Here is a 23156-nt window from a genome sequence, read left to right on the forward strand (position 1 = left end):
TTAACTGTGACTAATATCTGTAAACAAAAGCATTAATATTCATTCCGGCTCCAACCGAAGCAAAAATAACAACATCGCCTTTATTGATTTCGTGGTTCTCGATTTTCCCCTGTAAGATTAAGTCAAATAGAGTAGGAACGGTTGCAACACTGCTGTTTCCTAAATCATGAATACTCATTGGCATAATATCTTTTGGAGGTGTTTTGTCATAAAGTTTATAGAAACGTTCGATAATCGCTTCGTCCATTTTTTCGTTGGCCTGATGAATAAGGATTTTTTTAACCTCGCTGATATCAATACCGCTTTTATCTAAACAGCTTTTCATGGCACACGGAACATTGCTTAAAGCAAATTCGTAAATTTTACGTCCGTACATTTTGATGTACTTAATATCCGGATCCAATTCAGGATTGTATGATTTTCCAAAGAAAAGGTAATTGGCTTCATCGTTTGCAAAAGTGGCACTTTCATAAGATAATAAACCTGTTTCATCTGTTGAGGCTTCTAAGATTGAAACCCCGGCTCCATCAGAATAAATCATCGAATCGCGATCGTGATCATCGACTACCCTTGATAAGGTTTCAGCACCAATTACCATAACTCTTTTTGCCATTCCGGATTTGATGAAAGCATTAGCCTGTAAAACACCTTCGATCCAGCCCGGACATCCAAAAAGGATATCATAAGCGACACATTTAGGATTTTTGATTCCTAATTTATTTTTTACTCTCGTTGCTAAACTTGGTAAAATATCAGTTTGGTGCGTGCCGGTTTTTACATCGCCAAAGTTATGGGCGAAAATAATATAGTCTAAAGTTTCGGCATCGATTTGTGCGTCAGCGATTGCTTTTTGAGCTGCAAAAAAGGCTAAATCTGATGCATTGTATTGAGGTTCAGCATAACGGCGGTTTTGAATTCCGGTAATACCTTTAAATTTTTTAATAACAACTTCATTCGGATAACCAAAAGGAGTTCCATCCTCGTTTAAAAAAACATGTTTGTCAAAATCTGTGTTTTTAACTTCTAAATTAGGAATATAGCTCCCAATACCAATAAATTTTATTTTCATTTTTGCCCGTAATTATCCGATAAATTTATTGCTAAAGTATAAATAAAATTATGATAACTATCATAAAAAATACTATGCATGCATATAATTGTGAAATAATGATTTTTAGAATGATATATTGTTTATTTTTTAATGATTTTTTAATTTAATTGAGATTTCAAACGATTGAGAAAGCGAGATAGAGTTTAAAAAAAAGTTTCAGGTTTCAAGCTGCCTGGACTTGTTTTGTGAACATGAAACTTAAAACCTGAAACAAAAAAACAAACCCGACAGATTTTGAAGATCTGTCGGGTTTAAGATATTTAGAGAAAACTAATTTTTAGTTTTCCATATAAGCTTCGATAGGCGCACAGCTGCAAACTAAATTTCTGTCACCGTAAGCATCGTCTACACGACGAACAGATGGCCAGAATTTATTTTCAGCAATATAGTCTAATGGATAAGCTGCTTTTTCTCTAGAGTAAGGGAAGTCCCAGTTATCAGTAGTTAACATTGCTAATGTATGAGGTGCATTTTTCAGTACATTATTTTTGTCATCAGCTGTTGCAGTTTCGATTTCTTTTCTGATTGAAATAAGCGCATCGCAAAAACGATCTAATTCTGCTAAATCTTCAGATTCTGTAGGCTCGATCATTAATGTTCCTGCTACCGGGAAAGAAACTGTTGGAGCGTGGAAACCGTAATCCATTAAACGTTTAGCGATATCACCAACTTCGATTCCGTTTTCTTTAAAAGCACGACAATCTAAAATCATTTCGTGAGCTGCTCTTCCGCATTCTCCAGTATAAAGAATTGGGTAGTGACCTTCGAAACGAGATTTCATGTAGTTTGCATTCAAGATTGCGTGCTCAGTAGCGCTTTTTAATCCTTCAGCACCCATCATCGTGATGTAACCGTAAGAAATTAAACAAACTAAAGCAGATCCGTAAGGTGCAGATGAAATAGCAGTAATGGCCTGCTCACCGCCAACTCTTAAGATAGGGTTTGTTGGTAAAAACGGAACTAATTTTTCGTTCACACAAATTGGTCCAACTCCAGGACCGCCTCCACCGTGAGGAATAGCGAATGTTTTGTGTAAGTTTAAGTGACAAACGTCAGCACCAATTGTAGCAGGATTTGTTAATCCAACTTGTGCGTTCATGTTTGCACCGTCCATATATACTAATCCGCCGTTTTCGTGGATTAATTTTGTGATTTCGATAATTGAAGATTCGAAAACTCCGTGAGTAGATGGATACGTTACCATTAAACAAGATAAATCATCTTTGTGTTCAATCGCTTTTTCTCTTAAATCTTCTACGTCGATATTTCCTTCAGGAGTAGTTTTCGTAACAATGATTTTCATTCCCGCCATCGCAGCAGAAGCAGGGTTTGTTCCGTGAGCCGATGAAGGAATCAAGCATACATTACGGTGACCTTCGTTTCTTGACATGTGGTACGCACGAATCGCCATTAAACCAGCGTATTCTCCTTGTGCTCCAGAGTTTGGCTGTAAAGTTGTTCCGGCAAAACCAGTAATTACATTTAATTGCTCTTCTAATTTTTTAAGCATTGTGATGTAACCTTGAGCCTGCTCAACTGGTGCAAACGGGTGAATGCTGTTCCAGTTTGGCATTGATAAAGGCAGCATTTCAGAAGCAGCGTTTAATTTCATTGTACAAGAACCTAATGAAATCATCGAGTGATTCAATGATAAATCTTTACGCTCTAATTTTTTGATGTAACGCATCAATTGGCTTTCTGAATGATGATTGTTGAATACATCATGTGTTAAGAAAGAAGAAGTTCTTTCTAAAGAAGCTGGTAATTGACTAGCTTCAGTTAATTCAGAAACAGAAACTGTTTCTTTTCCTAAAGCTTCAGCAAAAATTGCTGCGATTTGGTTGATGTCTGAAATTGAAGTTGTTTCGTTTAACGAAATAGAAATCGTATCAGCATCAACATAGAAGAAGTTTACTTCGTTTTTCTCAGCAGCAGCTTTTACTTTTTGAGCATCTGCTTTTACCAAAATAGTGTCAAAGTAAGCCGAGTTAACTTGAGAAACTCCAATTTTATTTAAAACCTCAGCAGTAGTAACCGCCGATGCGTGAACTTTGTTTGCAATATATTTTAATCCTTTTGGTCCGTGATAAACAGCGTACATTCCGGCCATAACCGCTAGTAAAACCTGAGCAGTACAAATGTTAGAAGTTGCTTTTTCACGTTTAATGTGCTGTTCACGAGTTCCTAAAGCCATACGTAAAGCGCGGTTTCCGTTTGCATCAACAGAAACTCCAATAATACGTCCTGGCATAGAACGCTTGTACTCATCTTTGGTTGCAAAGTAAGCAGCGTGAGGACCTCCGTAACCCATTGGTACACCAAAACGCTGAGTAGTTCCAACCACAACAGCAGCTCCCATTTCTCCAGGAGAAGTTAAGGCCGCAAGTGATAAAATATCAGCAGCAAAAGCTACTTTAATTTCATTTTCTTTTGCTTTAGCAGTAAAAGCGCTGTAATCGTTTACCTGACCATATTTTCCAGGGTATTGTAAAATAGCTCCGAAGAATTCATTTGAAAAATCAAATGTTTCGTGGTTTCCAACAACTAATTCAATTCCAATTGGAGTCGAACGTGTCTGCAGTACAGATAAAGTTTGTGGTAAGATTTCTTCAGAAACGAAGAATTTATGTGTATTGTTTTTCTTTTGATCGCGTGTACGAACATCAAATAATAACGCCATAGCTTCTGCAGCTGCAGTTCCTTCATCTAATAAAGAGGCATTGGCAATTTCCATTCCGGTTAATTCGATAACTGTAGTCTGGAAATTCAAAATAGCTTCAAGACGACCTTGGGCAATTTCTGCCTGGTAAGGCGTGTAAGCTGTATACCATCCCGGGTTTTCAAAGATATTTCTTTGAATCGGAGCCGGAACAATGGTTGGATGATAACCCAAACCAATGTATGATTTGAATACTTTATTTTTCTTTCCTAATTCCTGAATATGATTTGCAAATTCATACTCTGTCATCGCAGGATCTAAATTCAAAGGTGCTTTTAAACGAATATCGTCCGGAAGGGTTTCATAAACAAGTCGCTCGATTGAGTCAACTCCAATAGTGTTCAGCATGTGCTGAAGATCAGTTTCTCTTGGACCAATGTGTCTTAAAGCAAAAGCATCTGTTTTCATTTGTAGCTATCTGGTTTTTTAAATGGATGTGATTTGTATAACGTTGTATAGTACGAATCACATTTAAAAGTAAATGTGTTGTTTTTTTGTGGCGCAAAATTAAGTATTATTAATAATTTAATAGGTATTTTTAACTTCAATTTTTATCAAATTTCTAACTAAAGAGTTGATTTGTTAATAAATGATTAGATTTGAGGTATGAAACTTCTAAAACAGCTATTTGATTTTTATTTAAACAGCAGCATTCACGTGGCTTTATCGTGTTATGCATTGGTACGGATTACATTTCATGTGTTTCATATTCAGTATGATGAACCTATGGCGTTGTTTGTTTTTTTTGGGACAATTGTAGGATATAATTTCGTAAAATATGACGCACTGGTTCGCGTAAAGAAAAATCCAATTGGAACTCAGCTAAAAATTATTGCTGTTTTGAGTTTTATTTCGGTCGTTTTGGTTGGGTATTATTTTTTTCATTTAAAAAGAATTACCCAAATCGTTTCCGTTGGAATTTTTGCCATAACCGCACTTTATACATTGCCATTTTTTCCGAATAGAAGAAATGCCAGAAACTGGGCCGGTGTAAAAATCTACATAGTAGCGCTCTGCTGGGTTGGCGCGACTTTGGTTTTGCCTTTAATTAATGCCGAAATTCCGTTTACAACCGATTTCTTTATCAAATGCATTCAGCGGTTTGTTTTAGTTTTTGTACTGATATTGGTTTTTGAAATTTTAGATTTAGCTAATGACGATCCGCATTTACAAACCGTTCCGCAGACAATTGGAGTGAAGAAAACCAAACTTTTAGGATTTTTACTGCTGATTCCGTTTTGGTTTTTAGAAGTTTTTATATCAACATTTAATTATCATGATGCATTCATTAACCTTATCATGGTTGTTATGCTGATGTTGTTTATCTTTTTCGCCAATCCCGCCCGTTCCAAATATTATACTTCTTTTTGGGTAGAAGCCGTACCGGTTTTTTGGTGGCTGATGATTGCTTTCCTGAAATAGAAACAAGTCTTTTTCTGAAAAATCTGTTTTGGACCTTTTTTTCGAAAGAAAATGGGTTTCCATATATTTTCTAATGCACTAAACTTATATAAAGGTATTCTGCGGTAAGAAGCTTTTTGGCTTTTTATGAACCTGTATAAGTATTTGATAACCAATAATCTCTATTCTGCGGCATTTTTTGCAGTCCTCCTGCCGATGTATTATAATTTTGAAATGAAAAGAAAACAAGCCGACAGGTATTCTTTTCATTTTGTTTCATGTTATCGTTTTTTAAATTTCTGAGTACGAGGCCTGAGACAAGTCAAATTGAATTCAATCACGATGGGTACTGTATCGCTCAGGAAAGCGGCTGCGAAAACCGAAAAGCAGTAGATAAGAGTAGGTTATAAATTTTAAAAATTAATATCATGGCAATTCAAACAGTAGGAAAATTTAAATTAGACCAGCAGGGTGGTTATGTATGTAAGACAGAATTTGTTTATATGGATAATGAAGGACAGCTGCATACTTCGTCGCGAACAGGAGAAGAACTTTTAGGACAAACCTATGTAACAGATCCGGGAGATCTAGGTGTACCAAGCGGTTCTACTTTATGGATGAAAATATGGGTAATGGCCGGACATGATAATCAGGCAAAACAAGCCTTTATTTATCAAAAAGGAAACAGCTCTACTGCAGATTATACGTGCTCAGGAACAACCTTAGGAAACCATTTGGCATTAGAAGGGGTTTCTTAATGAGCTATATAATTCAGACAAAAAAATGAACCACTCCTAAAAATTAAGTTTAAGAGTGGTTTTTTATTTAATACCGGGGTTTTTACGGGTAAAAAAATCTAGTGTCATTCTTAACCTTATTTCATGTCAAAGAATCCTCATCTTATGACATTTTTTTTCTAAATCCTATAAATCTGCTATAGTTTTGATGTAGATAAAATGAAGCTATTGAAACTATTAACGGCTGATTTTTAGCTAAATAGTATTTTATAAGTCTTAATTTCCAAAAACAGTTAAAATACTCCCATCAAACAAGTGGAGCAGACCCCACGAAAAAAAACGAGGCGGTTCCGAAAAGCCATACGAGTAGGAAACCTTAAAACAAAAAGTTATGTCAGATTTATTAGCAGGTGCCTATTTAGCAAAAGGCACAATCGGAAATGTAGGAACACCAGGTGCTCCAGTTGCAACATTTAGTTTAGTAGTAGTACCGTCTCAGCATACTGTAACGGGTACAGTTGTAATTAAACAAGCGGTACAAGGTCCGGACAGCCATATCGTGGTTCAGGTAAAAGGAAGAATTTATTCTACAGGATTTGGAAAATACACTCAGGTAGTAAGTTTTAATGGGCAATATGTACAATCTTTCCCACCGCCGGCAATTGGTTCTTTCTTAGCTGAATTTAGTGCTCATTTAGCTATTGATGGTGCATGGAACGGAACAGGAGGATTCTCTTACTATCAGCACCAAATCGAAAATGTGCCGGTTGCTTCGGCTAAGCAGTCAGAATTAGTATAAGTTGGTTATACTAAAATGTTACAAATAGGAATAATATGAATCAGCATATATGTTCCTGACTTGAAAGAGTTACAATTTTAAGACCGCCTGATATGGCGGTCTTTTTTTAGAATAAAACCTTTTTGCTCCCATCCATTATCAAAAAAAAATAAAATTTTAGAAGAAATTCTAATTCACCAAAAACTAAAAAAATGAAAAGAAAACCTATTATTATCACCCTGTTAGTTGTTTTTCTGGTAGCAGCCGTCACCCTGTTTTTCTTAAATAAGGAGAAACTGCTGGAAAAAATAGGAGTGTCTTCCGGTTACACTTCCTCAACCGAACCTTGCGACTGCGAAACCAGCTGGTTTCCTCATGAACAGACACCTCCTCCGGCAGAAGGAGACGGAAGCCCTTTTGATTCTAGCAATACTACCAATTGTATTTTTCATCAATGGTCATGGCAGAAATTTTTGTGGCTTACCAAACCAATGCCAAGTGGAAATCCTTTCTTTTTAGATTCGCTGGATGTGGTAAGTCCGCAGTTAGAAGATGTTGCACCTGAACTGGGATTAAAACTTACGCTGAGTTCTATACATCAGGCAGGTCCGGGAGGTGTTTTGGTATCGAATCCGAAATATAATAATGCGGCCGATACCGTTTTTTATTCCATTCACGTCAATGATTTATTAAAGGATAAAGCACTTTCAGCGGCTATACAAATTAACAAAGGACAACTTCCGGTTTCTAATCTGGAGACTTTTCCTGTAGGAGCTCTGGAACTAAAAGCATCGTGGATTAATGTAGAAGCCATTCCGCAGCAGGAACGCGCTTCTTATTTTACGACCAAAGCCGCTGTGATAAACAAAAAGAATAAATATGTCGAAAAAACGGTAGCACTGCTTGGCATGCACGTAGTTGGAGTGGTGAAAAATCATCCAGAATTTATCTGGGCCACTTTTGAACACAAAGACATGGCACCGGTTTACGATAAGAAAAAAAATTCGGTAACATCGGCAAAAGAAATGCTGTTTTACGAAAAAGGAACCACTACAGATATCCAAGGCATTAAATGGAATAGCAAAGACAGTGTGCCTCTGCTTCCAAACAGAGCATTTATTCTTTACGAATACGGCGTTCCAACGGAATTAAAAACCGGAAATTTTATGCCTACGAGCCAGTCAGAACCTATGAATTATGATAATATTGAAAACATCAACAAATGTGTTGCGTCTAATTTAAAAGATGTTTTCGTTAATTATTTCTACAATGGTTCTGTGTGGTTAAATTTTGACGGAGTTTCTCCTATAAATCAGGCAAAAGCTATCGTGACGAGAGATATTTCAAGTGTACTGCCGGATTCATTGGTGAGAGGTTCTGCCAATCTGGCCAATATTACAATGGAAACCTATACACAGACTTTCAACAAAAAAGGAATTCACAGTATTAATAATACCAATTTGGTAAACTGTTTCGATTGTCATCAGGCGGGCAATTTTGATACATCAAGACCGGGAAATTCTCCTTTGTTCTTAAGCCATATTTTTGGGGATCACCTGAAATTTACAAAACCAAAAGAAGCTTTAACAGGAAAAAAAGCGAATGTTAAAGATATACTTTCAAGAGAGAAACGTATTGAAGAAATTGAACAGTTGAAACTTAAACAATTTGAAAAATTTGTTGAGAAGAATCAATAAGTTCAGATTCGTTTTCGGCAGTTTCTGTCAGCGTTTTATTTCTTTCTAAAAGGAATTTTATGAGATGTTTTTTTAAACACAAAACATCAAATAATTTTCCGAAAATACCAAACGGAGTTTCATATTGCAGCAAGTCTGTCATTATGGTAACTCCGTTTACTTCTTTAAAATAATGTTTGTGTTTAAATGATGCAAAACAGCCTTCTTCCATTTCATCTACAAAATAATTATAAAAATCCATCGCGGTAATGCGGCTTTTATGAGTAAGATAAAATCCAAAATGTTTCCCGCGCCAGGTTACGGTTTCATTTACATTTATTAAACCCGAAGTGACGCCTGCAATTGCTTTTTCTTTTGATGGACTGGCTGATTTTTGGTGAATGTCAATATCTCTGGATACATCAAAAACGGTTTTTAACGGTGCATTTATTTTTGTAATAAGATGAATGGTAGTCATAAGAATAAAGTTTTAAGATTTAGTCAATAAATTACGAAAGGCTTTTTCAACAGAATCATACTTAAATTTAAATCCATTTTCCAAAAGTCGTTTAGGAATCACATTTCTGCTTTTTAAGACCAATTCAGCCTCTGTCCGGATAAAGAAAGATCCAATTTTAAGTAAAAATATATTTGCCGGAATTCCAAAAGGCATTCCAATACTTTTTCGGAGCTGCTGCATGAAATCGGTATTACGGACTGGTTTGGGAGAAACGATATTGATAACGCCGGTAATTTCTTTTTCGATTACAAAATCTACCGCATTGGCAAAATCCTCTTCATGAATCCAGCTTACAAACTGATTTCCTTTTCCTTGTTTTCCTCCTAAGCCCAATTTTGCCAGATTCTTTAACGTAACCAAAGCACCGTCGTTTTTCCCTAAAACGATCGAAGTTCGCAAAGCGGTTTTTAAGGTATTTGGTGTTTCGGTTTTAAAAAAAGCTTTTTCCCACGAAAGAGCCACATTTATAGAAAAATCATTTCCAATTTCGCCATTTATCTCATCCATTTCTTTGTCTAAAGAAAAACGATAAATAGTAGCTGTTGATGAATTGAGCCAGTGTTTGGGCGGGTTCTGACAATTTAAAACTGCTTTATTTAAAATTTTTGTGCTGTCAATTCTGGACCATAAAATCTCTTTTTTGTTTTCTTTGGTATAACGGCAGTTAACCGATTTTCCGGCAAGATTAATTAAAACCGAAGCATTCTCTACTTCCTTTTCCCAGCCCGAAAAAGTTCTGGCATTCCAGTTTACATATTTAATACCGCCGGCAGTTTTTGATTTTCCGCGTGTAAGGATTACAACCTCATCAAATTTATTTTTGAAATGATTGACTAAGACCTGTCCCAGAAATCCGGTTCCGGCTGCTATAATAAGTTTGCTCATTTTTGTTTCGGTTAAGAGATTAATTTAGAATTAAAAACAACGCAATAATTCGATAAAGAATCCAGGTGAAAGATAGAAAAAAAGGAAGTTTTAAAAGTTTTATTCTTCTGAAATGTTCTAAAAACATAATTAAAACAACAGCGCCAAACCAGCTTAAAATAATCACTTGCGGTATAATAATAAATTGGCTCAAAATTAAAATTGGCATTAAAATTAAAGATCCCGCTAAAGAAACCGTCATTAAATTACCTGCATAATTAACAATTGTTTTTTTGTCGAATTTGAATAAAAACAAAGCCTGAAAAACAATTTGTCCGAAAGCCAAAATAAATTCTCGTGTAGCGCTGTTTTTAGGGAAATTCAATATCAAATTAGAATAAGAAAATAATACTATGGTTGTAATGCTGATTGCAAATAAGATAAAAAGAAATCTGTATTTAAAATTGAAATCAGGAATGCATTCGAGTTTGTCTTTTTTTGTTTGCGCCGGAATAATGACTTTTCGATTATAAGATACAAAAGAATAGAGTTTTCTTAATAGAAGATAAACTGGTTTTGCAGTGAGAATTTTTTTGATCCATGGAAAAGAAAAACCAATTACCTTGATCAGACTGTCAATACCATACGTTGTCGTTTTTGTAGTATAATCAATTAAAGCAATTTCATTTGCGGCACGTTTTACATCTACAAAATCTTGTTCTTCGCAGCTTATATTGCAATAAGGTTTTCTGCCGTTTTGGTCAAGCATCCCTGTTTTTATAAATCCGGTTGTGTACAAATTGCAGAGCGGACAATCTTCATCATACAATAAAGTTTGATTTTCGAGCATTTTCATGGCATTTATGATTTAAGGTTTGATGAATTAGGGAGGGATAAGTAAATCCGATTGAGGAAACCTAACAGGTTTTTAAAACCTGCTAGGTTTCTATTAAAAAATTACGCTTTAAAAACCAATCGTTCTTCTCGTTGAGATTCTTTTGCTTTTCTTTTTCCTCTAAAGAAAAAATATAAATTAAGGAATAACATTATACCAAGGTAAATAGCAAAACCTCCAATTTTATAACTCAATCTTTCAACCAATTCCTGATAACTGTCGGTATTCAATTGCAATTCCAGAATCATCAAAGCAAAACCAATATTTAAAAGATAAAATCCGGTTTCAAAAAGTCTGTTGGTTGCTTCAGCGATATCTTCTCTTCCTTTAAAAATGTCGAGCATGAATATTTTACCGTTTTTAAACAAAGTTTTAGATACATAATAGGTTAAAAATAAAGCAACAGGTAAATAAATGCTGTATCCGATTAAAATTTTTGCAGTTTCCATAGTTATTTGATATTAAGTTATTTAATTATTTTTTGAATGTACTTTGTGATAATAATAATGTTGAGGTAATGCAGGATTGAGATAATAAAAATTATAACAGCTGTTTTGATGCTGATAATTTCAACTAATTGTTCCGAAGAAATAATTTTTTCCCAGGAAATTAAAGTCATAGCACAATACCCGATATTTAAAAGGTAATATCCTAAAAGCAGTACCTGATTTGTTTTCTGGCAGAGATCTTCATGATCCGGAATTAATGCGGCTACATACACATTTCCGTTTTTATAGCAGATTTTTCCAACTTTGAGAATAATGAAAATCGTGATCCCGAGATAAATAAAATACCCAATAATGTTATAATTGATATTCATGGCGAAGTGTTTTTTTGTTTTCGACTTTTATCTCTGAACCTTTTGCCAGAAATACAGAAACCGGTTTTTGATTTTGTAAAACAGTAAAGTCCTCACCGTAATTTTTTCCAAAATCAACATGCAGCATAAAATTTTTAATTTCGAACTGCTGCCATCGGGGGTGTTTTACTTCATATTCAAAAGTTGTATTGTCGTCGTATTTTGTGTAACCAAAATAATGTTCCGTTATAAACCCGGCTTCAGAATCTGTTTCGATTTCTTTAAGTTCTTTCTGGGTTTCTACTTGTATGGTATTCCATTTTTTATCTGTTTTCCATTGATATACGAAAGTCAGGGAATTTTCATTTTCAATAATTTTATGCCTCATTTTGCGAGTCTCATAATGCTCCTTATACAGCGTATTGGCAATAAAAGTGATCGCTTTTTTAGGAACAATTTCTTTAATAAAAACCACACCGCGTTTCCATTCTCCGTTTTCAAATCTTTTTGCATAAAACCTTAAATTAACCTCTTCAAAATTGATGTGAAACGGAATTTTAAGTCCCAATACTTTCGTTTCTTTAAACATAAAACCAACAAGACTTACATAACATTTCCCGTTCCAGATATCCAGTTCTGTTCCTGCAGGAAGGTATTTCTCTAATATTTCAGCCTCAATTTCATAATTAATTATGGCTAAGTTTTTCCATTGTGCACTTAAGAAACTCATAATGTTGTGTGTTTTTTAAACTTTCAGAAAATAATGAAAGATTGATTTAAATTTTTTTGATTGTGTACACTAAAAAAGAAAGATAAAAAGCTAATAACGGAGGCAGAGAAAATGTAAAAAATGTTAGTGCTGGATTATAATCTGGTCCATAATTATTCCACAGAATAAAAAAGAGTGTTACACCGGCGAGATAGAAATACATTTTTCTGTCACAAACACCATCATACAATATTTTTAATGCAACCAAAACCTGGAGAAATCCCGTTACCATCGTTTATAATAAACTATACATGAAAGCGTATTCTTCGATAAAGGGATAACTGAGCAGGATAATAAGAGGCAGGCTTACTGCAAATGTGTTGATGTATTTTAAAGTTTTCATAATTACTGATTATTTTGAATTTTCAGAAAAAATTGAAAGTTTTGATTAAATTTTTTTATTTCATGATTTTTAAAACCAGTTTTCCTAACCAGTTTTCATTAAATTCAGTCATTTTGTCCAGCATATTATCTGCTTTCAAAACAAAATCATACAGTTTGGAGGTCTGGTCTACAAAATGTTTTTCTTCGGCAGAATCTTTCGCTTCAATAGTCGAAACTTCTTTTAATATTTTTAAAGCCGGTTTTAATTCTCTTTTGCTTCTTTCTCTCGAAATTTTTGCAGCCAGTTCATCCAGATCTTTTTCGGCAGTAAAAAACTCTTTTCGTTCTCCCGCTTTATTTTCTTTATATACAATCCCCCAATCCATTAAAGCTCTCAGGTTCATACTGGCATTTCCACGCGAAATTTGTAATTCTTCCATAATGTCTTCCATAGAAACAGGATCGTTTGAGACCATTAACAAAGCATGGATCTGTGCCATGGTTTTATTAATTCCCCATTGAGAACCTAAAGCTCCCCAGGTCTGAACGAATTTATTTTTTGCTTCTTTGAATTCCATGAAACAAATGTAAATAAAAGTTTTTAAACTTTCAAAAATAATTGAAAGTTTATTTAAAAACCCGGAAACAAATTATTTTTTTTAAGAATAATCTTATGACTTGTTTTTTGTGTTTCATGACATAGAATCTTCTGTTTCGTAACATTTTTATGTAATTGGCTGTATATCAGGTGTAATTTTAATCTGAAAAATAAAGGTAGCTGCTGTATTTTTTATCACGTGGAGCCAGAACCCACGCTAAAAAACGAACTGTTTCGCACAGTAAAGCGAAGGCGGAACCTGAAAAGCCTTATGAGTAAGACCCAAAAACTTATTATTATGCAACCTATACCTAGAAAAGTAAAAAATGTAAATGTATATCCTTATATAGACTGGAAAGGAGGAGGAGTTGGTCCTGTTATTCTTCCGGTTATCGAAGGGGCCAGCGGTACTTACGCTGTTGGTACATTGATCAGATCTGTATTTTACAACCTGAATCTTTCTTCAACTGGTCAAACAAAGCTAGGAATACATCAGAGATATGTAGCAATAGGAGAGTATCAGGACGGAACACCTTTTACTACACCCTGGATGTACTGCACAAACGCAGGCGATGAGCCTCAATTTGGAAGAACTATTAACCTTCTTAAACCGGAATCAGAAGCTTTAAATGCAGAATTTTTGCCTGACTACATCACGCTTGGACCTCTTACAGATATTACGGTTACACAATCATTTCCTCCTCCGGCAATTGGCGAGATTTTATTAATCGAAAACGGTGCAGGAAATGTAATTGCCACAAGAACCGGTACACCTCATGAAATGGGAATCGAAGTAAGCAGCGGTAACCGTGTAGGAGAACTAAGAGCTGGTTTGAGAAATATCATGATTACCGGAAAAAACAAAGACGGACAAAATGTTACAATGGGTAACCTTACCTGTATAAGCCCAAATGAACCGGCGATTTTCCTTCATCAGTTTGGACCTTTCGAATAAATTTTTTACACCAGATAATAGTTCTCGTCTGTAAGAATCTATTTGAAATAAATCAATACTAAGTTAATCTAAAAAATAAAACCATGGGAGTAATCATGCCTTACGGTGTTGCAATCAGAGAAGCGATAGCTTCTAATGATTTAGCAAAAATGGAATCTATTGCAGAGCAGGCAAAACAGATAGTTAAAGATCAGGGCGATTTAAGCGCTGCTCTTCTGGACTTGCTGGAAGCAATAGAAGCCTTGAAAAACAAAAAATAAAAAGTTTTTTCAAACCAAAAACAAACAAACTGTCTTGTTCAGTAAAACAAGGGTGAAACCGAAAAACCTTACGAGTAGGAATAACCTAAAAACAAACTATTATGGGAGCTATTATGCTTTACGCCGCAGGAATCAGAGAAGCACTTGTTTCAAATGATTTAGAAAAAATGAAAGCAGTAGCCGAGCAGGCTAAACAAACTGTGAAAGAACAAGGAGACTTAAGTGCCGCTTTGTTAGAATTGCTTGAGGCAATTGAAAAATTGAAAAAATAATCTAGAAAAGAACGGTTTATTGAGTCCTGACTTTATAAACCGTTTTTTTTAAGTAATTAAGTAACCCTAAATTAATTAAGATGAATAAGACTTCTACACGATACAGAGTAAGAGATGATTACAAAACAGCAACACCTGTTCATGTTGTATGGGAAATTACGCTGGCCTGTAATTTGAAATGTTCACATTGCGGCTCCAGAGCAGGCAAAGTAAGACCCGGTGAATTAACTACAGAACAATGCTTCGAAGTTATTGACAGTCTAAAACGTCTTGGTACAAGAGAAATAACCATTATTGGCGGGGAAGCTTTTTTACGAAAAGACTGGCTTGATATAATCGAAAGAATCAGCGAAAGCGGTATTGAATGTTCGATGCAGTCCGGTGCTTATAATTTAAATGAAGAAAGAATCAGCAGTGCCAAAAAAGCGGGCATACGAAATATTGGCGTTTCGATTGACGGAATGCCGGAAACACATAATAAAATAAGAGGAAGAAGAGATTCCTTCGACCATGTTATCCATTGTCTGCAATTACTAAAAAGCCACGATATTCCTTCGAGTGTTAATACTGTTATTACCAAATTAAATCAGGACGAGCTGAACGATCTTCTGGATGTTCTGATCGAAAACGGAGTAAGAAACTGGCAGATTCAGCTTGCCGTTGCAATGGGAAATGCCGTAGATCATGCAGACGAATTAATTCTGCAACCGTATGAATTAATCGATTTTTACGAAAAACTAATCGTGATTTACAGAAAAGCACTGGCTCATAATGTTTTAATTCAGGCAGGAAACAACATAGGTTACTTTGGTCCATATGAACATATCTGGAGACAAGGTAACGAAAAATATTATACAGGTTGTTCTGCAGGACATACCGGAATTGGCATTGAAGCCGATGGAAAAATTAAAGGATGTCCATCCTTACCCACAACAGAATATACCGGCGGTAACGTAAAAGATATGAAACTGGAAGACATTTGGAGATACAGCGAAGAAATGGTTTTTTCCAGATATAGAAACAAAGAAGAATTATGGGGAGGCTGCAAAGGCTGTTATTACGAATCGTCCTGCCTCGCCGGATGTACCTGGACAAGTCATGTACTGTTTGGCAAAAGAGGAAACAATCCGTTTTGCCATCACCGGGCCTTGGAACTAAAAAAGAAAGGACTTCACGAGCGCATCAGAAAAATAAAAGAAGCTCCCGGATTGTCTTTTGATATTGGCTTGTTTGAGATAATCGTAGAAAACGAAAAAGGTGAAATAATAGAAATCCAGTCACCATATAACAGTCCGCCATCACTTCCTGCCGAAGATTATACAGACAGAGTACCAAGAATGCCGCAGGCACTTAAACTCTGCAGCGGCTGCGATAATTATGTGTATGAAGAAGAAGAAACCTGCAGTTTCTGCAAAGCCGATATTCAGAAAGTAAACGATGAATATGCGGCTAAAATGGAAAAAGCCAAACGATCACTGGAAAAATTAGAACTATTAATGATGAGATAATATGGAACTGCTAAAAAAGATTCAATCAGAAATTGACAAACAATCAGATACGATCGAAGAAAATTTAAGTCTTCCGGAAATTACAATCAAATACGGCTTAAACTCGTATCGATACGGATCGTCCAGTTTTTTAGCTGATCTTTTTGATCCTGTCGAAATAACAAACCAAACCGTCTTTTATGATTTGGGATCAGGTTACGGAAATATAATTTTATACGGAGCCGTAAAATATCCCGAAGCACAATTTAAAGGAATTGAAATCCTGAAAGAACGACATGAGGTCTGTGCTGATTTGATAGAGAAAGAACAATTAAAAAATGCCGCTGCAATCTGCGGTGATATTTTAAAAACCGATATTTCTGACGGAACGATTTTTTATCTCTACAATCCTCTCTTTGATTTTCAGTATGCCGAATTACTGGATAAACTCTATCAGATTTCTTTAAACAAACCCATTATTGTTATTGCAGAATCGCGCTGTGTTTTCTTTGATGAGGCAGACTGGCTTGAACAATACTATCTTAAGGATATTGATGTCATCCGAAAAATTAAATATTACCGATCCAGATAAAACCAGAAAAAAACAGTCGGCTAGGCAAAACCGCATGCACAATTTTTTATGACAAAAATTAACGGTTTCATGCCGCATATTAATCTGTTTGTGACATTTCCTGTTTACTGTGATTTTTTATAAGATAAGTTTACCCATAAAAATAAAAACCCCTTGTTTTTCCGGCTCTTTAACCTGGATTCAAAAAGACAAACCCAAAAACAAATAATAACTAAAAAACTAAGATCATGGCTAATTTAAGTTCAATTATCCTTCCGGTTCTTCAGGATATGGAAGAATCGCATTTAAAAGATCAATTATTAAAGTTCCTGCCAAACCAGACAGAAGCTTTTTCAAAAATCGAAAAAAGCTTCATTCAGTTAACTTCAAAAGTTCAGGACAAAGAGCGTTTACAGCGTTTCTTTCACAGCTGGAGCCAGACCAATAACAGTGCAATGACTGTTGCCGGAATCAGCAACCGTATTACAATGCTGGTTCATAAAAAACAGCCAATTGCAGACGAAAAAGCACTTTTGCAATCTATTACCAGTTTAAACAGAATTGTAGATGAAGATCTTGCAGTGGTAGGGCGTGTATTGCATTCTCAGTTATTCTATACTATGGCAACAAATATTTGTACAGATGATGACTGGCTTTCACGTAAATATTTAAACCAGAGCGCTTACGAATTTAAAGCCTGGAAAGACCAGAACTCCCTTCGAAACAAAGATATCATGATCGCTTTATTAACGACTTTGATACATGAAATTTATACTCACGGTGAAGTAGAATATATTCTTCCAAAATTTGAAGCCTGGGTTACAAACGACTATGGATTTTCTGAAGAAGACCGAGATAAAACTTTAGCATGGATTAGTGTACACTGCGGGCCGACAGAAAAAAATCATTTCTTTTTTGCCGTGAGCGCTATTTTCCATTATGCAAAAGCCATGAATGTAAATCTTGAATCGTATGATCTTGAAAACATCATCAAAGATTACTTAGATAAGAAATCGGCCGTAATGGAAGATGTAATGGAAATTGAAGAAGTAAGTATCTAATTATTGCAAAAAATGATTACTACAAGTAAAGAAGCAGAGCCTAAAGTCACGTCTAAAATTTCATTGCAGCAAAATCCATCTGATAAACAAAAAAAGTGGAACCAGTTGTTTGTGCAATATCTTCAGACTGATACCGGATTAGACCGAAATTCATTTGCCGGTTCTTCGGTAAAATTGTCTTCGGGCTATAATAAAAAAATGAGACGTTTATGCTCTGTTTTAAATCATGCTTGTAAAGCTGTTGTTTTAAATTATTTTGAAGATGAAAGAATTCGGGAATATTATCAGTTGGATAATGATCTCGAAACTTTACTAAAAAAATGCAATAACCAGCCATATAATCAGGGCTTTTACCGCCCTGATTTTTTATATGACAAAAACGATCAGGCAAAAATTTGTGAAATAGGCGCACGTTATCCGCTAAACGGCTGGATGATCAGCTATTATCTGGAATTAATCGATAATGAAATCAATAGAGAACAAAGTAAGGAATCTGACCTGAAAAACCTGATCAGCGATTTGTATTATCAATTTTCTCCCGACAAAAAAATAGCACTTGTTCATGACGACGAAAAAGGAACCGAAATTTTTTATCTTCAAAAGGAACTGGCAAAATTTGGTATCGAATTAATTTCTGTAAAACCTCAGGATTTAATCGTTTCAAATGATTCTGTTTATGTAAATGGAGAACCCGTTTCTAAATTTATATTAGAAATGGATCGTGAGGAACTCAAAAAAATAAATCCGGAGGTAATCGATAAACTGATTGAACAAAATACCTATTTCAATGACATTCGAACTTTAATTTTAATTCATGACAAAAGAGTTTTGGCTGTTCTTTACGACGAACAAATTATGAGCGATTATGTAAATGAGGAAGACTATACCTTTTTAAAAAAATACCTTATTCCGAGTTATGTAATTATAGACCCAATTGGCTGTGATCCTTTTATTTATTGCGACACCAATTTAATCTTAAAATTAAACAGCGGCGGCAGAGGAATAGGCGCTTATGTAAAAAACGAATGTACAGATCAGGAATGGGAAAACATTATTAGACAAAACTGGAATAAATACCTCATTCAGCATTTTGTAGATCAGAAAGAATTCGACGATATCGAGAACAACCGTGACATTCATCTCGTTGGCATGCTATTGTGTAAAGATGACAAAACCTATGGTTCCGGTTTATTTCGCGGTTCAGATGAATCAGTTGTAAATGTACATCAGGGCAGGGCATTGATTTATCCTGTATCAGACTAATCAAAAAAATGAAACATACTGTTGTTATTCCGCTTTACAATAAAGAAGCTTATATATCAGATACCATTCGTTCGCTCGCTTTTCAGGAGAAAAAACCATACGAAATTATCATTGTTGATGACTGCAGTACAGATAAAAGCCTGCCGCGTTTAAAAGAAGCTTTGGCATTTTTTGCACCGCAGTTCCTGCAAACCAATGTTCAGATTATCAAATTAAAAGAGAACAAAGGTCCTGGGAATGCACGAAACACTGGACTTGAAAATGCAAAAGGCGACCTGATAAGTTTTCTGGATGCCGATGATTATTACACCCCTTTCTGTTTACTCGAAGCCGGTTTAGTAATGGAACAGGAAAATATCGACATTCTGGTGCTCGGAATTGTATTGGTACCCTCAAAATATTATCTGCCTCAAATAAAATCATTCGAAAAAGAACTGATTTTTTTGCATGATGAGCTCTTTTTGATTCCAAATATACTGCACACCATAAGTTCTCCGGATTTTATTATGGGCGTTGGAAGCAATGTTGTCATCAAAAAGAAACTTTTAGAAAATGTGCGTTATGAAACCAATGTTTCCTTAAATGAAGGAATTGATTTTTGGTACCGGGTTTTAAAAAGTATGGAAAAAACATCTCGTACCGCTTTACTTAATAAAGTCTGTATTGAAGTTAGAGAAGTAGAAGGAAGTTTGTCCCGAATAAGTTATAAGAGCTGGAAAGAATTAAAAATTCCGGTTACCATACAACGATATCAAAATAGCACCGATTGCAATGACCGGCAGTTAATGGGAATGTTATCGCAGCGATGGTTTGATCACGCTATGGAACGTTTACCATCCTTTTGGCAAAAATTACTCTTTGTGTTACATCACTTTAAAACCTTATTTCGAAATCGCCGGTATTTCAGAAAAAGAAATAAATAAACCACAAAATTATGTACGAAACCTGTACTTTTCATACAACAGATCTCACGGAATTGCAGGATTATTTTGAACTGGCAAAAAAGAATCCGTTATATACAGCATTTTATAAAGAATCCGAATCTGCTTCTAAAGCTCCAATGCTGAGTAAAAAAGAATTGATTCCCATTCTGAAAACTAAATTTAAACTTCAGGAGGAAAATACCGGTGTGTATCTTGTGCGTTCAGGCGGGAGCACTCAAAATCCTTTAGTTTTTCCTGTGGACATTCAGGAAAACCATAATCAGCGTCTGGCATTGGCAGAAGAATTAATCCAAAACAATTTTTTTAGTCCGAAAACCATAGCTTTAAATATTTTTGGTTATTCTGATATGTACCGCACAGCAGCAATAATGGATGATATTTTAGAAAAATGCCAGGCCACAACATTAGCCTTAAGCGCACATGCCGCTTATGCCGATATGGAACACGCAGCAGATTATTTTAAGCCTGATTTTATATTGGGAACACCTTCAAAATTATTATGCTTTGCACAGTTTTTAGAAGAAAAGAATAAAAAACTTGAAATCCGGAATTTACTTTACGGAGGAGAATTTTTAAGACCAAACATACAAAAGCTTTTACAGAAAACACTTGGAGTACAGCAAATCTATTCGTTATATGGTTCTGCCGAAACCGGAATTTGGGCCTGGTGTAATGTTACCGAAAAGCCGTCACTATTTTCAGTTATTAACGGAATTATAATCGAAATCCTGAATCCGGACAAAGAAGGATATGGTACAATTGCCGTAACGAATACTTTTAGAAAAAGATTTCCGGTTTTTCGATATGCCATTGGCGATTTAGGCCGCTGGGTTGAAGCTGACGGAAAATCCTTTCTGGAGTTAAAATCGCGAGAAAGTAAATCTTTTATCCTTTGCGAACAGCATTACGATTTAGACGATTTTGCTTTTTTAACAAACGGAGCTGCTGCTTTTCAAATCCAGCTTTCGACCTCAGATAAGTTTAAGGAAATCATACGTTTTTTACTTGTTCATGACCTTCCTCAAAAACAAATACCTGAATTTGTTCAGGAAAAATGCGAGGCACTAAAAAAACTTCTTTATTATGACGAACGTTTTATGAAAGTAGAGGTTTCGCTCGTAAAAGCCTCCGATTTATACATTGATCCCAATACTGCAAAAACACCTATATTGTTGGATATTAGATGATTTAACTTGCGTTGTTTTTCATTACAGCAAAAAGTTTGTTCATGACATTCTTTTAAGCTTTGATGACATTCTTTTTATAGTCTTTTTTTTGTTCGATTAATTTTAATCAAAATAACTGCGGGAACTCTGTTTCTTAAAGTTTGTTTTTAGAGAAAATCTCAAATTTCAACTAACAAAAAAATAACTATTATGACCACATTTTCATCAAGTCCGAATTTTGCGAACGGTTTTCCAACACCGGGTCCGCAGGATCCAACAGCACAAAAAGTTTTGGATCACATTTTTTTCCTTTCAGAAACCGACTGGAAAATTGCACGAGAACAAGAACATTTTGATTTTATAGTTATTGGGAGCGGTTTCTGTGCTTTGGCTTTCGCCGAAAAAACATTAGAAGAAAACCCGGAGGCAAGAATTTTAATAGTAGAACGAGGTCCTTTTTTCCTGCCAGAACACTTTCAAAATCTTCCTATTCCGTATCAGCATGTATTGGGCGGATTGTCAGAAACATTTCCGTGGACACTTTCAAGAAAAACGGCTCAGCAGCCAAAAGGAAATATCCAGTTTCAACACGGAATGATTCCGTTTTTTGGAGGAAGAAGTATTATGTGGAGTGCGTGGTGCCCAAGACCGACTCAGGAAGAAATGCAGTACTGGCCTCAGGAAACGATTGATGCGGCTAATAGAAAATTTAAAGATGCTGAAAAGCTGTTAAATGTTATTCCGGCAGATAAAATTGATACCAAACTTGATGATGCAGTTTTAAATCATGTAGCTTCACAGCGTCCTGTTTATAATGTAATGCAGAAAAAACTGCAAAAAATGTTAGCAGATAATTTAGAAAAGATTCCATCTGCTACCAGAAGTATGGCTGCTCCTTTGGCAGTAGGTTCCGGAGAACTGCAGGGATTAGATTTTGCTAAATTTTCTACTCCGTCCGTAATGCTGGAACTTGCCATAAAACAAGCCGATAAAAGTAAAAAAAAGGAAGGAAGCCCTTTAAAAATGGTTGCCAATTGTATTGTAGAGCGTATTCATCAGCAGGATGGCGTTGCGACAGCTCTGGAAACTTCAAGAGGAGTAATAAATGTAGGCGATGCCAAAGTAATTCTGGCAATGGGAACACTGCCGCCAACTACCTTATTATTAAATTCTTTCCCGCAGGTTAAAAGAGCAGGAGAACGTTTTACGGCTCATTTTATTACTTCAATTGTAGCCCGTATTCCTCGTAACGATTATGATTTTGCACAACGGTTAGATGAACTGGAATTGGCAGCAATTTATATGGCAGGAACCAATAAAAAAAGCGGTATGCAGTATCATGTGCAGTTGTCTGTTTTATCAGATAAAAACCCGAAAGAAAATGCACAAAAAGCAGCACGATATATGCCGGATGTTGTGGCAACAGCCTCGATGGCACAATTAAAAGATTCTAAAGATTATCTGGTATTTGTCTGCGCTGTACTGGGTGAAATGGATTTTATAAATCCGGAAAACTTTTTACGTCTTAACGGACAATCTGACCCTACTACAAATGTTACGCTTCAGGCAATTGCCAGTAAAAAAGATTTACAAACCTGGGACACAATGGATGAAGGAACTTTTGAAATGCTGGAAAAAGCCTTATCTCCAAAAGGAGAAGGGGCTGTACAATACTGGAGAGGCTCTCCAGACAAAGGAGAGTGGGTGAAGGAAAGACCTCCGGTAGATCAGCGTAGAGTAGGCGGTCTGGTTCACGAAGGCTCAAGTCTTTGGATTGGAAAAGACGACGAAGGTGTTGTAGGATTAGACTATCGTCCAAACGGAGTAGAGAATGTTTATGTAACCGGCGGTGCACTTTGGCCTGCAAGCGGTTCATGGAACCCCACTTTAACTATGGTCGCTCTGGCTCAGGATTTGGCAGAAAATTTAAACCGCGAATCTATCAGCAAAACTAAAATTGGCTCTAAGAAAGCCGCTTCAAAATAA

The 23156-nt window shown here is 35.6% G+C and carries 24 protein-coding genes; 14 read left to right on the forward strand and 10 right to left on the reverse strand.

The features are described from left to right. Positions 1–10: 10 nt before the first annotated feature. Together OZP11_RS17275 and gcvP are read right to left on the reverse strand one after the other, a co-directional pair. Positions 11–1069: a 3-oxoacyl-ACP synthase III family protein gene (locus OZP11_RS17275; RefSeq protein ID WP_281231789.1), complete on the reverse strand. Its 1059-nt coding sequence runs from the start codon at positions 1067–1069 to the stop codon at positions 11–13. Positions 1070–1388: 319 nt separating this feature from the next. Continuing rightward, positions 1389–4238 (reverse strand): aminomethyl-transferring glycine dehydrogenase, encoded by a 2850-nt coding sequence (gene gcvP / locus OZP11_RS17280; RefSeq protein WP_281231790.1) that lies wholly within the window; start codon positions 4236–4238, stop codon positions 1389–1391. 198 nt (positions 4239–4436) lie between these two features. On the opposite strand from gcvP, the gene OZP11_RS17285 reads away from it, so the two are divergent. Then, positions 4437–5252 carry a UbiA prenyltransferase family protein gene (locus OZP11_RS17285; protein ID WP_281231791.1) on the forward strand — a complete coding sequence of 272 codons (816 nt, stop codon included), beginning with the start codon at positions 4437–4439 and terminating at the stop codon, positions 5250–5252. A gap of 124 nt (positions 5253–5376) precedes the next feature. Here OZP11_RS17285 and OZP11_RS17290 read toward each other — a convergent pair whose 3' ends face one another. Continuing rightward, positions 5377–5511 carry a hypothetical protein gene (locus OZP11_RS17290; protein WP_281231792.1) on the reverse strand — a complete coding sequence of 45 codons (135 nt, stop codon included), beginning with the start codon at positions 5509–5511 and terminating at the stop codon, positions 5377–5379. A 148-nt stretch (positions 5512–5659) separates the two neighbouring features. Between OZP11_RS17290 and OZP11_RS17295 the strand changes: the two genes are divergently transcribed. From OZP11_RS17295 to OZP11_RS17305, 3 genes are all read left to right on the forward strand, one after another. Then, positions 5660–5989 (forward strand): hypothetical protein, encoded by a 330-nt coding sequence (locus OZP11_RS17295; RefSeq protein WP_281231793.1) that lies wholly within the window; start codon positions 5660–5662, stop codon positions 5987–5989. 370 nt (positions 5990–6359) lie between these two features. After that, positions 6360–6767: a DUF1842 domain-containing protein gene (locus tag OZP11_RS17300; RefSeq protein WP_281231794.1), complete on the forward strand. Its 408-nt coding sequence runs from the start codon at positions 6360–6362 to the stop codon at positions 6765–6767. A 191-nt stretch (positions 6768–6958) separates the two neighbouring features. Further along, a complete protein-coding gene (locus tag OZP11_RS17305; protein WP_281231795.1) occupies positions 6959–8443 on the forward strand; it encodes a hypothetical protein in 1485 nt (494 codons plus the stop codon). On the opposite strand, the gene OZP11_RS17310 is transcribed toward OZP11_RS17305, so the two are convergent. The 7 genes from OZP11_RS17310 to OZP11_RS17340 all read right to left on the reverse strand — a co-directional run bounded on the left by OZP11_RS17310 (position 8406) and on the right by OZP11_RS17340 (position 13171). Further along, a complete protein-coding gene (locus OZP11_RS17310; RefSeq protein WP_281231796.1) occupies positions 8406–8900 on the reverse strand; it encodes an SRPBCC family protein in 495 nt (164 codons plus the stop codon). The genes OZP11_RS17305 and OZP11_RS17310 overlap by 38 nt on opposite strands. 12 nt (positions 8901–8912) lie before the next feature. Continuing rightward, a complete protein-coding gene (locus OZP11_RS17315; RefSeq protein WP_281231797.1) occupies positions 8913–9827 on the reverse strand; it encodes a TIGR01777 family oxidoreductase in 915 nt (304 codons plus the stop codon). Positions 9828–9846: 19 nt separating this feature from the next. After that, complete coding sequence (locus tag OZP11_RS17320) at positions 9847–10656, reverse strand: thiol-disulfide oxidoreductase DCC family protein (RefSeq protein WP_281231798.1); 810 nt, start codon at positions 10654–10656, stop codon at positions 9847–9849. Between the two features lie 107 nt (positions 10657–10763). Then, complete coding sequence (locus OZP11_RS17325) at positions 10764–11150, reverse strand: hypothetical protein (RefSeq protein WP_281231799.1); 387 nt, start codon at positions 11148–11150, stop codon at positions 10764–10766. 17 nt (positions 11151–11167) lie between these two features. Then, positions 11168–11521, reverse strand: a complete 354-nt coding sequence (locus OZP11_RS17330) for a hypothetical protein (RefSeq protein WP_349293767.1) — start codon at positions 11519–11521, stop codon at positions 11168–11170. After that, positions 11505–12230 (reverse strand): YqjF family protein, encoded by a 726-nt coding sequence (locus tag OZP11_RS17335; protein ID WP_281231800.1) that lies wholly within the window; start codon positions 12228–12230, stop codon positions 11505–11507. The genes OZP11_RS17330 and OZP11_RS17335 overlap by 17 nt, the downstream gene beginning before the upstream one ends. Before the next feature lie 437 nt (positions 12231–12667). Further along, complete coding sequence (locus tag OZP11_RS17340) at positions 12668–13171, reverse strand: GbsR/MarR family transcriptional regulator (RefSeq protein WP_281231801.1); 504 nt, start codon at positions 13169–13171, stop codon at positions 12668–12670. A gap of 318 nt (positions 13172–13489) precedes the next feature. On the opposite strand from OZP11_RS17340, the gene OZP11_RS17345 reads away from it, so the two are divergent. The 10 genes from OZP11_RS17345 (at position 13490) to OZP11_RS17390 (ending at position 23156) form a co-directional block, all read left to right on the forward strand. Beyond that, positions 13490–14146, forward strand: coding sequence for a hypothetical protein (locus OZP11_RS17345; RefSeq protein ID WP_281231802.1), 657 nt, complete (start codon positions 13490–13492; stop codon positions 14144–14146). 83 nt (positions 14147–14229) lie between these two features. Further along, entirely contained in the window at positions 14230–14406 is a 177-nt protein-coding gene (locus OZP11_RS17350; protein WP_281231803.1) for a DUF1843 domain-containing protein, read from the forward strand. A 101-nt stretch (positions 14407–14507) separates the two neighbouring features. Then, a complete protein-coding gene (locus OZP11_RS17355) occupies positions 14508–14678 on the forward strand; it encodes a DUF1843 domain-containing protein (RefSeq protein WP_281231804.1) in 171 nt (56 codons plus the stop codon). Between the two features lie 80 nt (positions 14679–14758). Continuing rightward, complete coding sequence (locus OZP11_RS17360) at positions 14759–16186, forward strand: radical SAM/SPASM domain-containing protein (RefSeq protein ID WP_281231805.1); 1428 nt, start codon at positions 14759–14761, stop codon at positions 16184–16186. Position 16187: 1 nt separating this feature from the next. Continuing rightward, entirely contained in the window at positions 16188–16757 is a 570-nt protein-coding gene (locus OZP11_RS17365; protein WP_281231806.1) for a class I SAM-dependent methyltransferase, read from the forward strand. A gap of 227 nt (positions 16758–16984) precedes the next feature. Then, on the forward strand, positions 16985–17797 hold the full coding sequence (locus OZP11_RS17370) for a hypothetical protein (protein ID WP_281231807.1): 813 nt from the start codon (positions 16985–16987) through the stop codon (positions 17795–17797). 12 nt (positions 17798–17809) lie between these two features. Next, complete coding sequence (locus OZP11_RS17375; protein WP_281231808.1) at positions 17810–19060, forward strand: hypothetical protein; 1251 nt, start codon at positions 17810–17812, stop codon at positions 19058–19060. Between the two features lie 8 nt (positions 19061–19068). Continuing rightward, complete coding sequence (locus OZP11_RS17380; protein ID WP_281231809.1) at positions 19069–19983, forward strand: glycosyltransferase family 2 protein; 915 nt, start codon at positions 19069–19071, stop codon at positions 19981–19983. Between the two features lie 11 nt (positions 19984–19994). Further along, positions 19995–21191 carry a phenylacetate--CoA ligase family protein gene (locus OZP11_RS17385; RefSeq protein ID WP_281231810.1) on the forward strand — a complete coding sequence of 399 codons (1197 nt, stop codon included), beginning with the start codon at positions 19995–19997 and terminating at the stop codon, positions 21189–21191. 189 nt (positions 21192–21380) lie between these two features. Beyond that, the gene (locus OZP11_RS17390) at positions 21381–23156 is read left to right on the forward strand and encodes a GMC oxidoreductase (RefSeq protein WP_281231811.1); all 1776 of its coding nucleotides are present in this window, start codon (positions 21381–21383) and stop codon (positions 23154–23156) included.

Origin of the sequence: Flavobacterium gelatinilyticum (genome assembly GCF_027111295.1) — a bacterium.
Lineage (GTDB): Bacteria > Bacteroidota > Bacteroidia > Flavobacteriales > Flavobacteriaceae > Flavobacterium > Flavobacterium gelatinilyticum.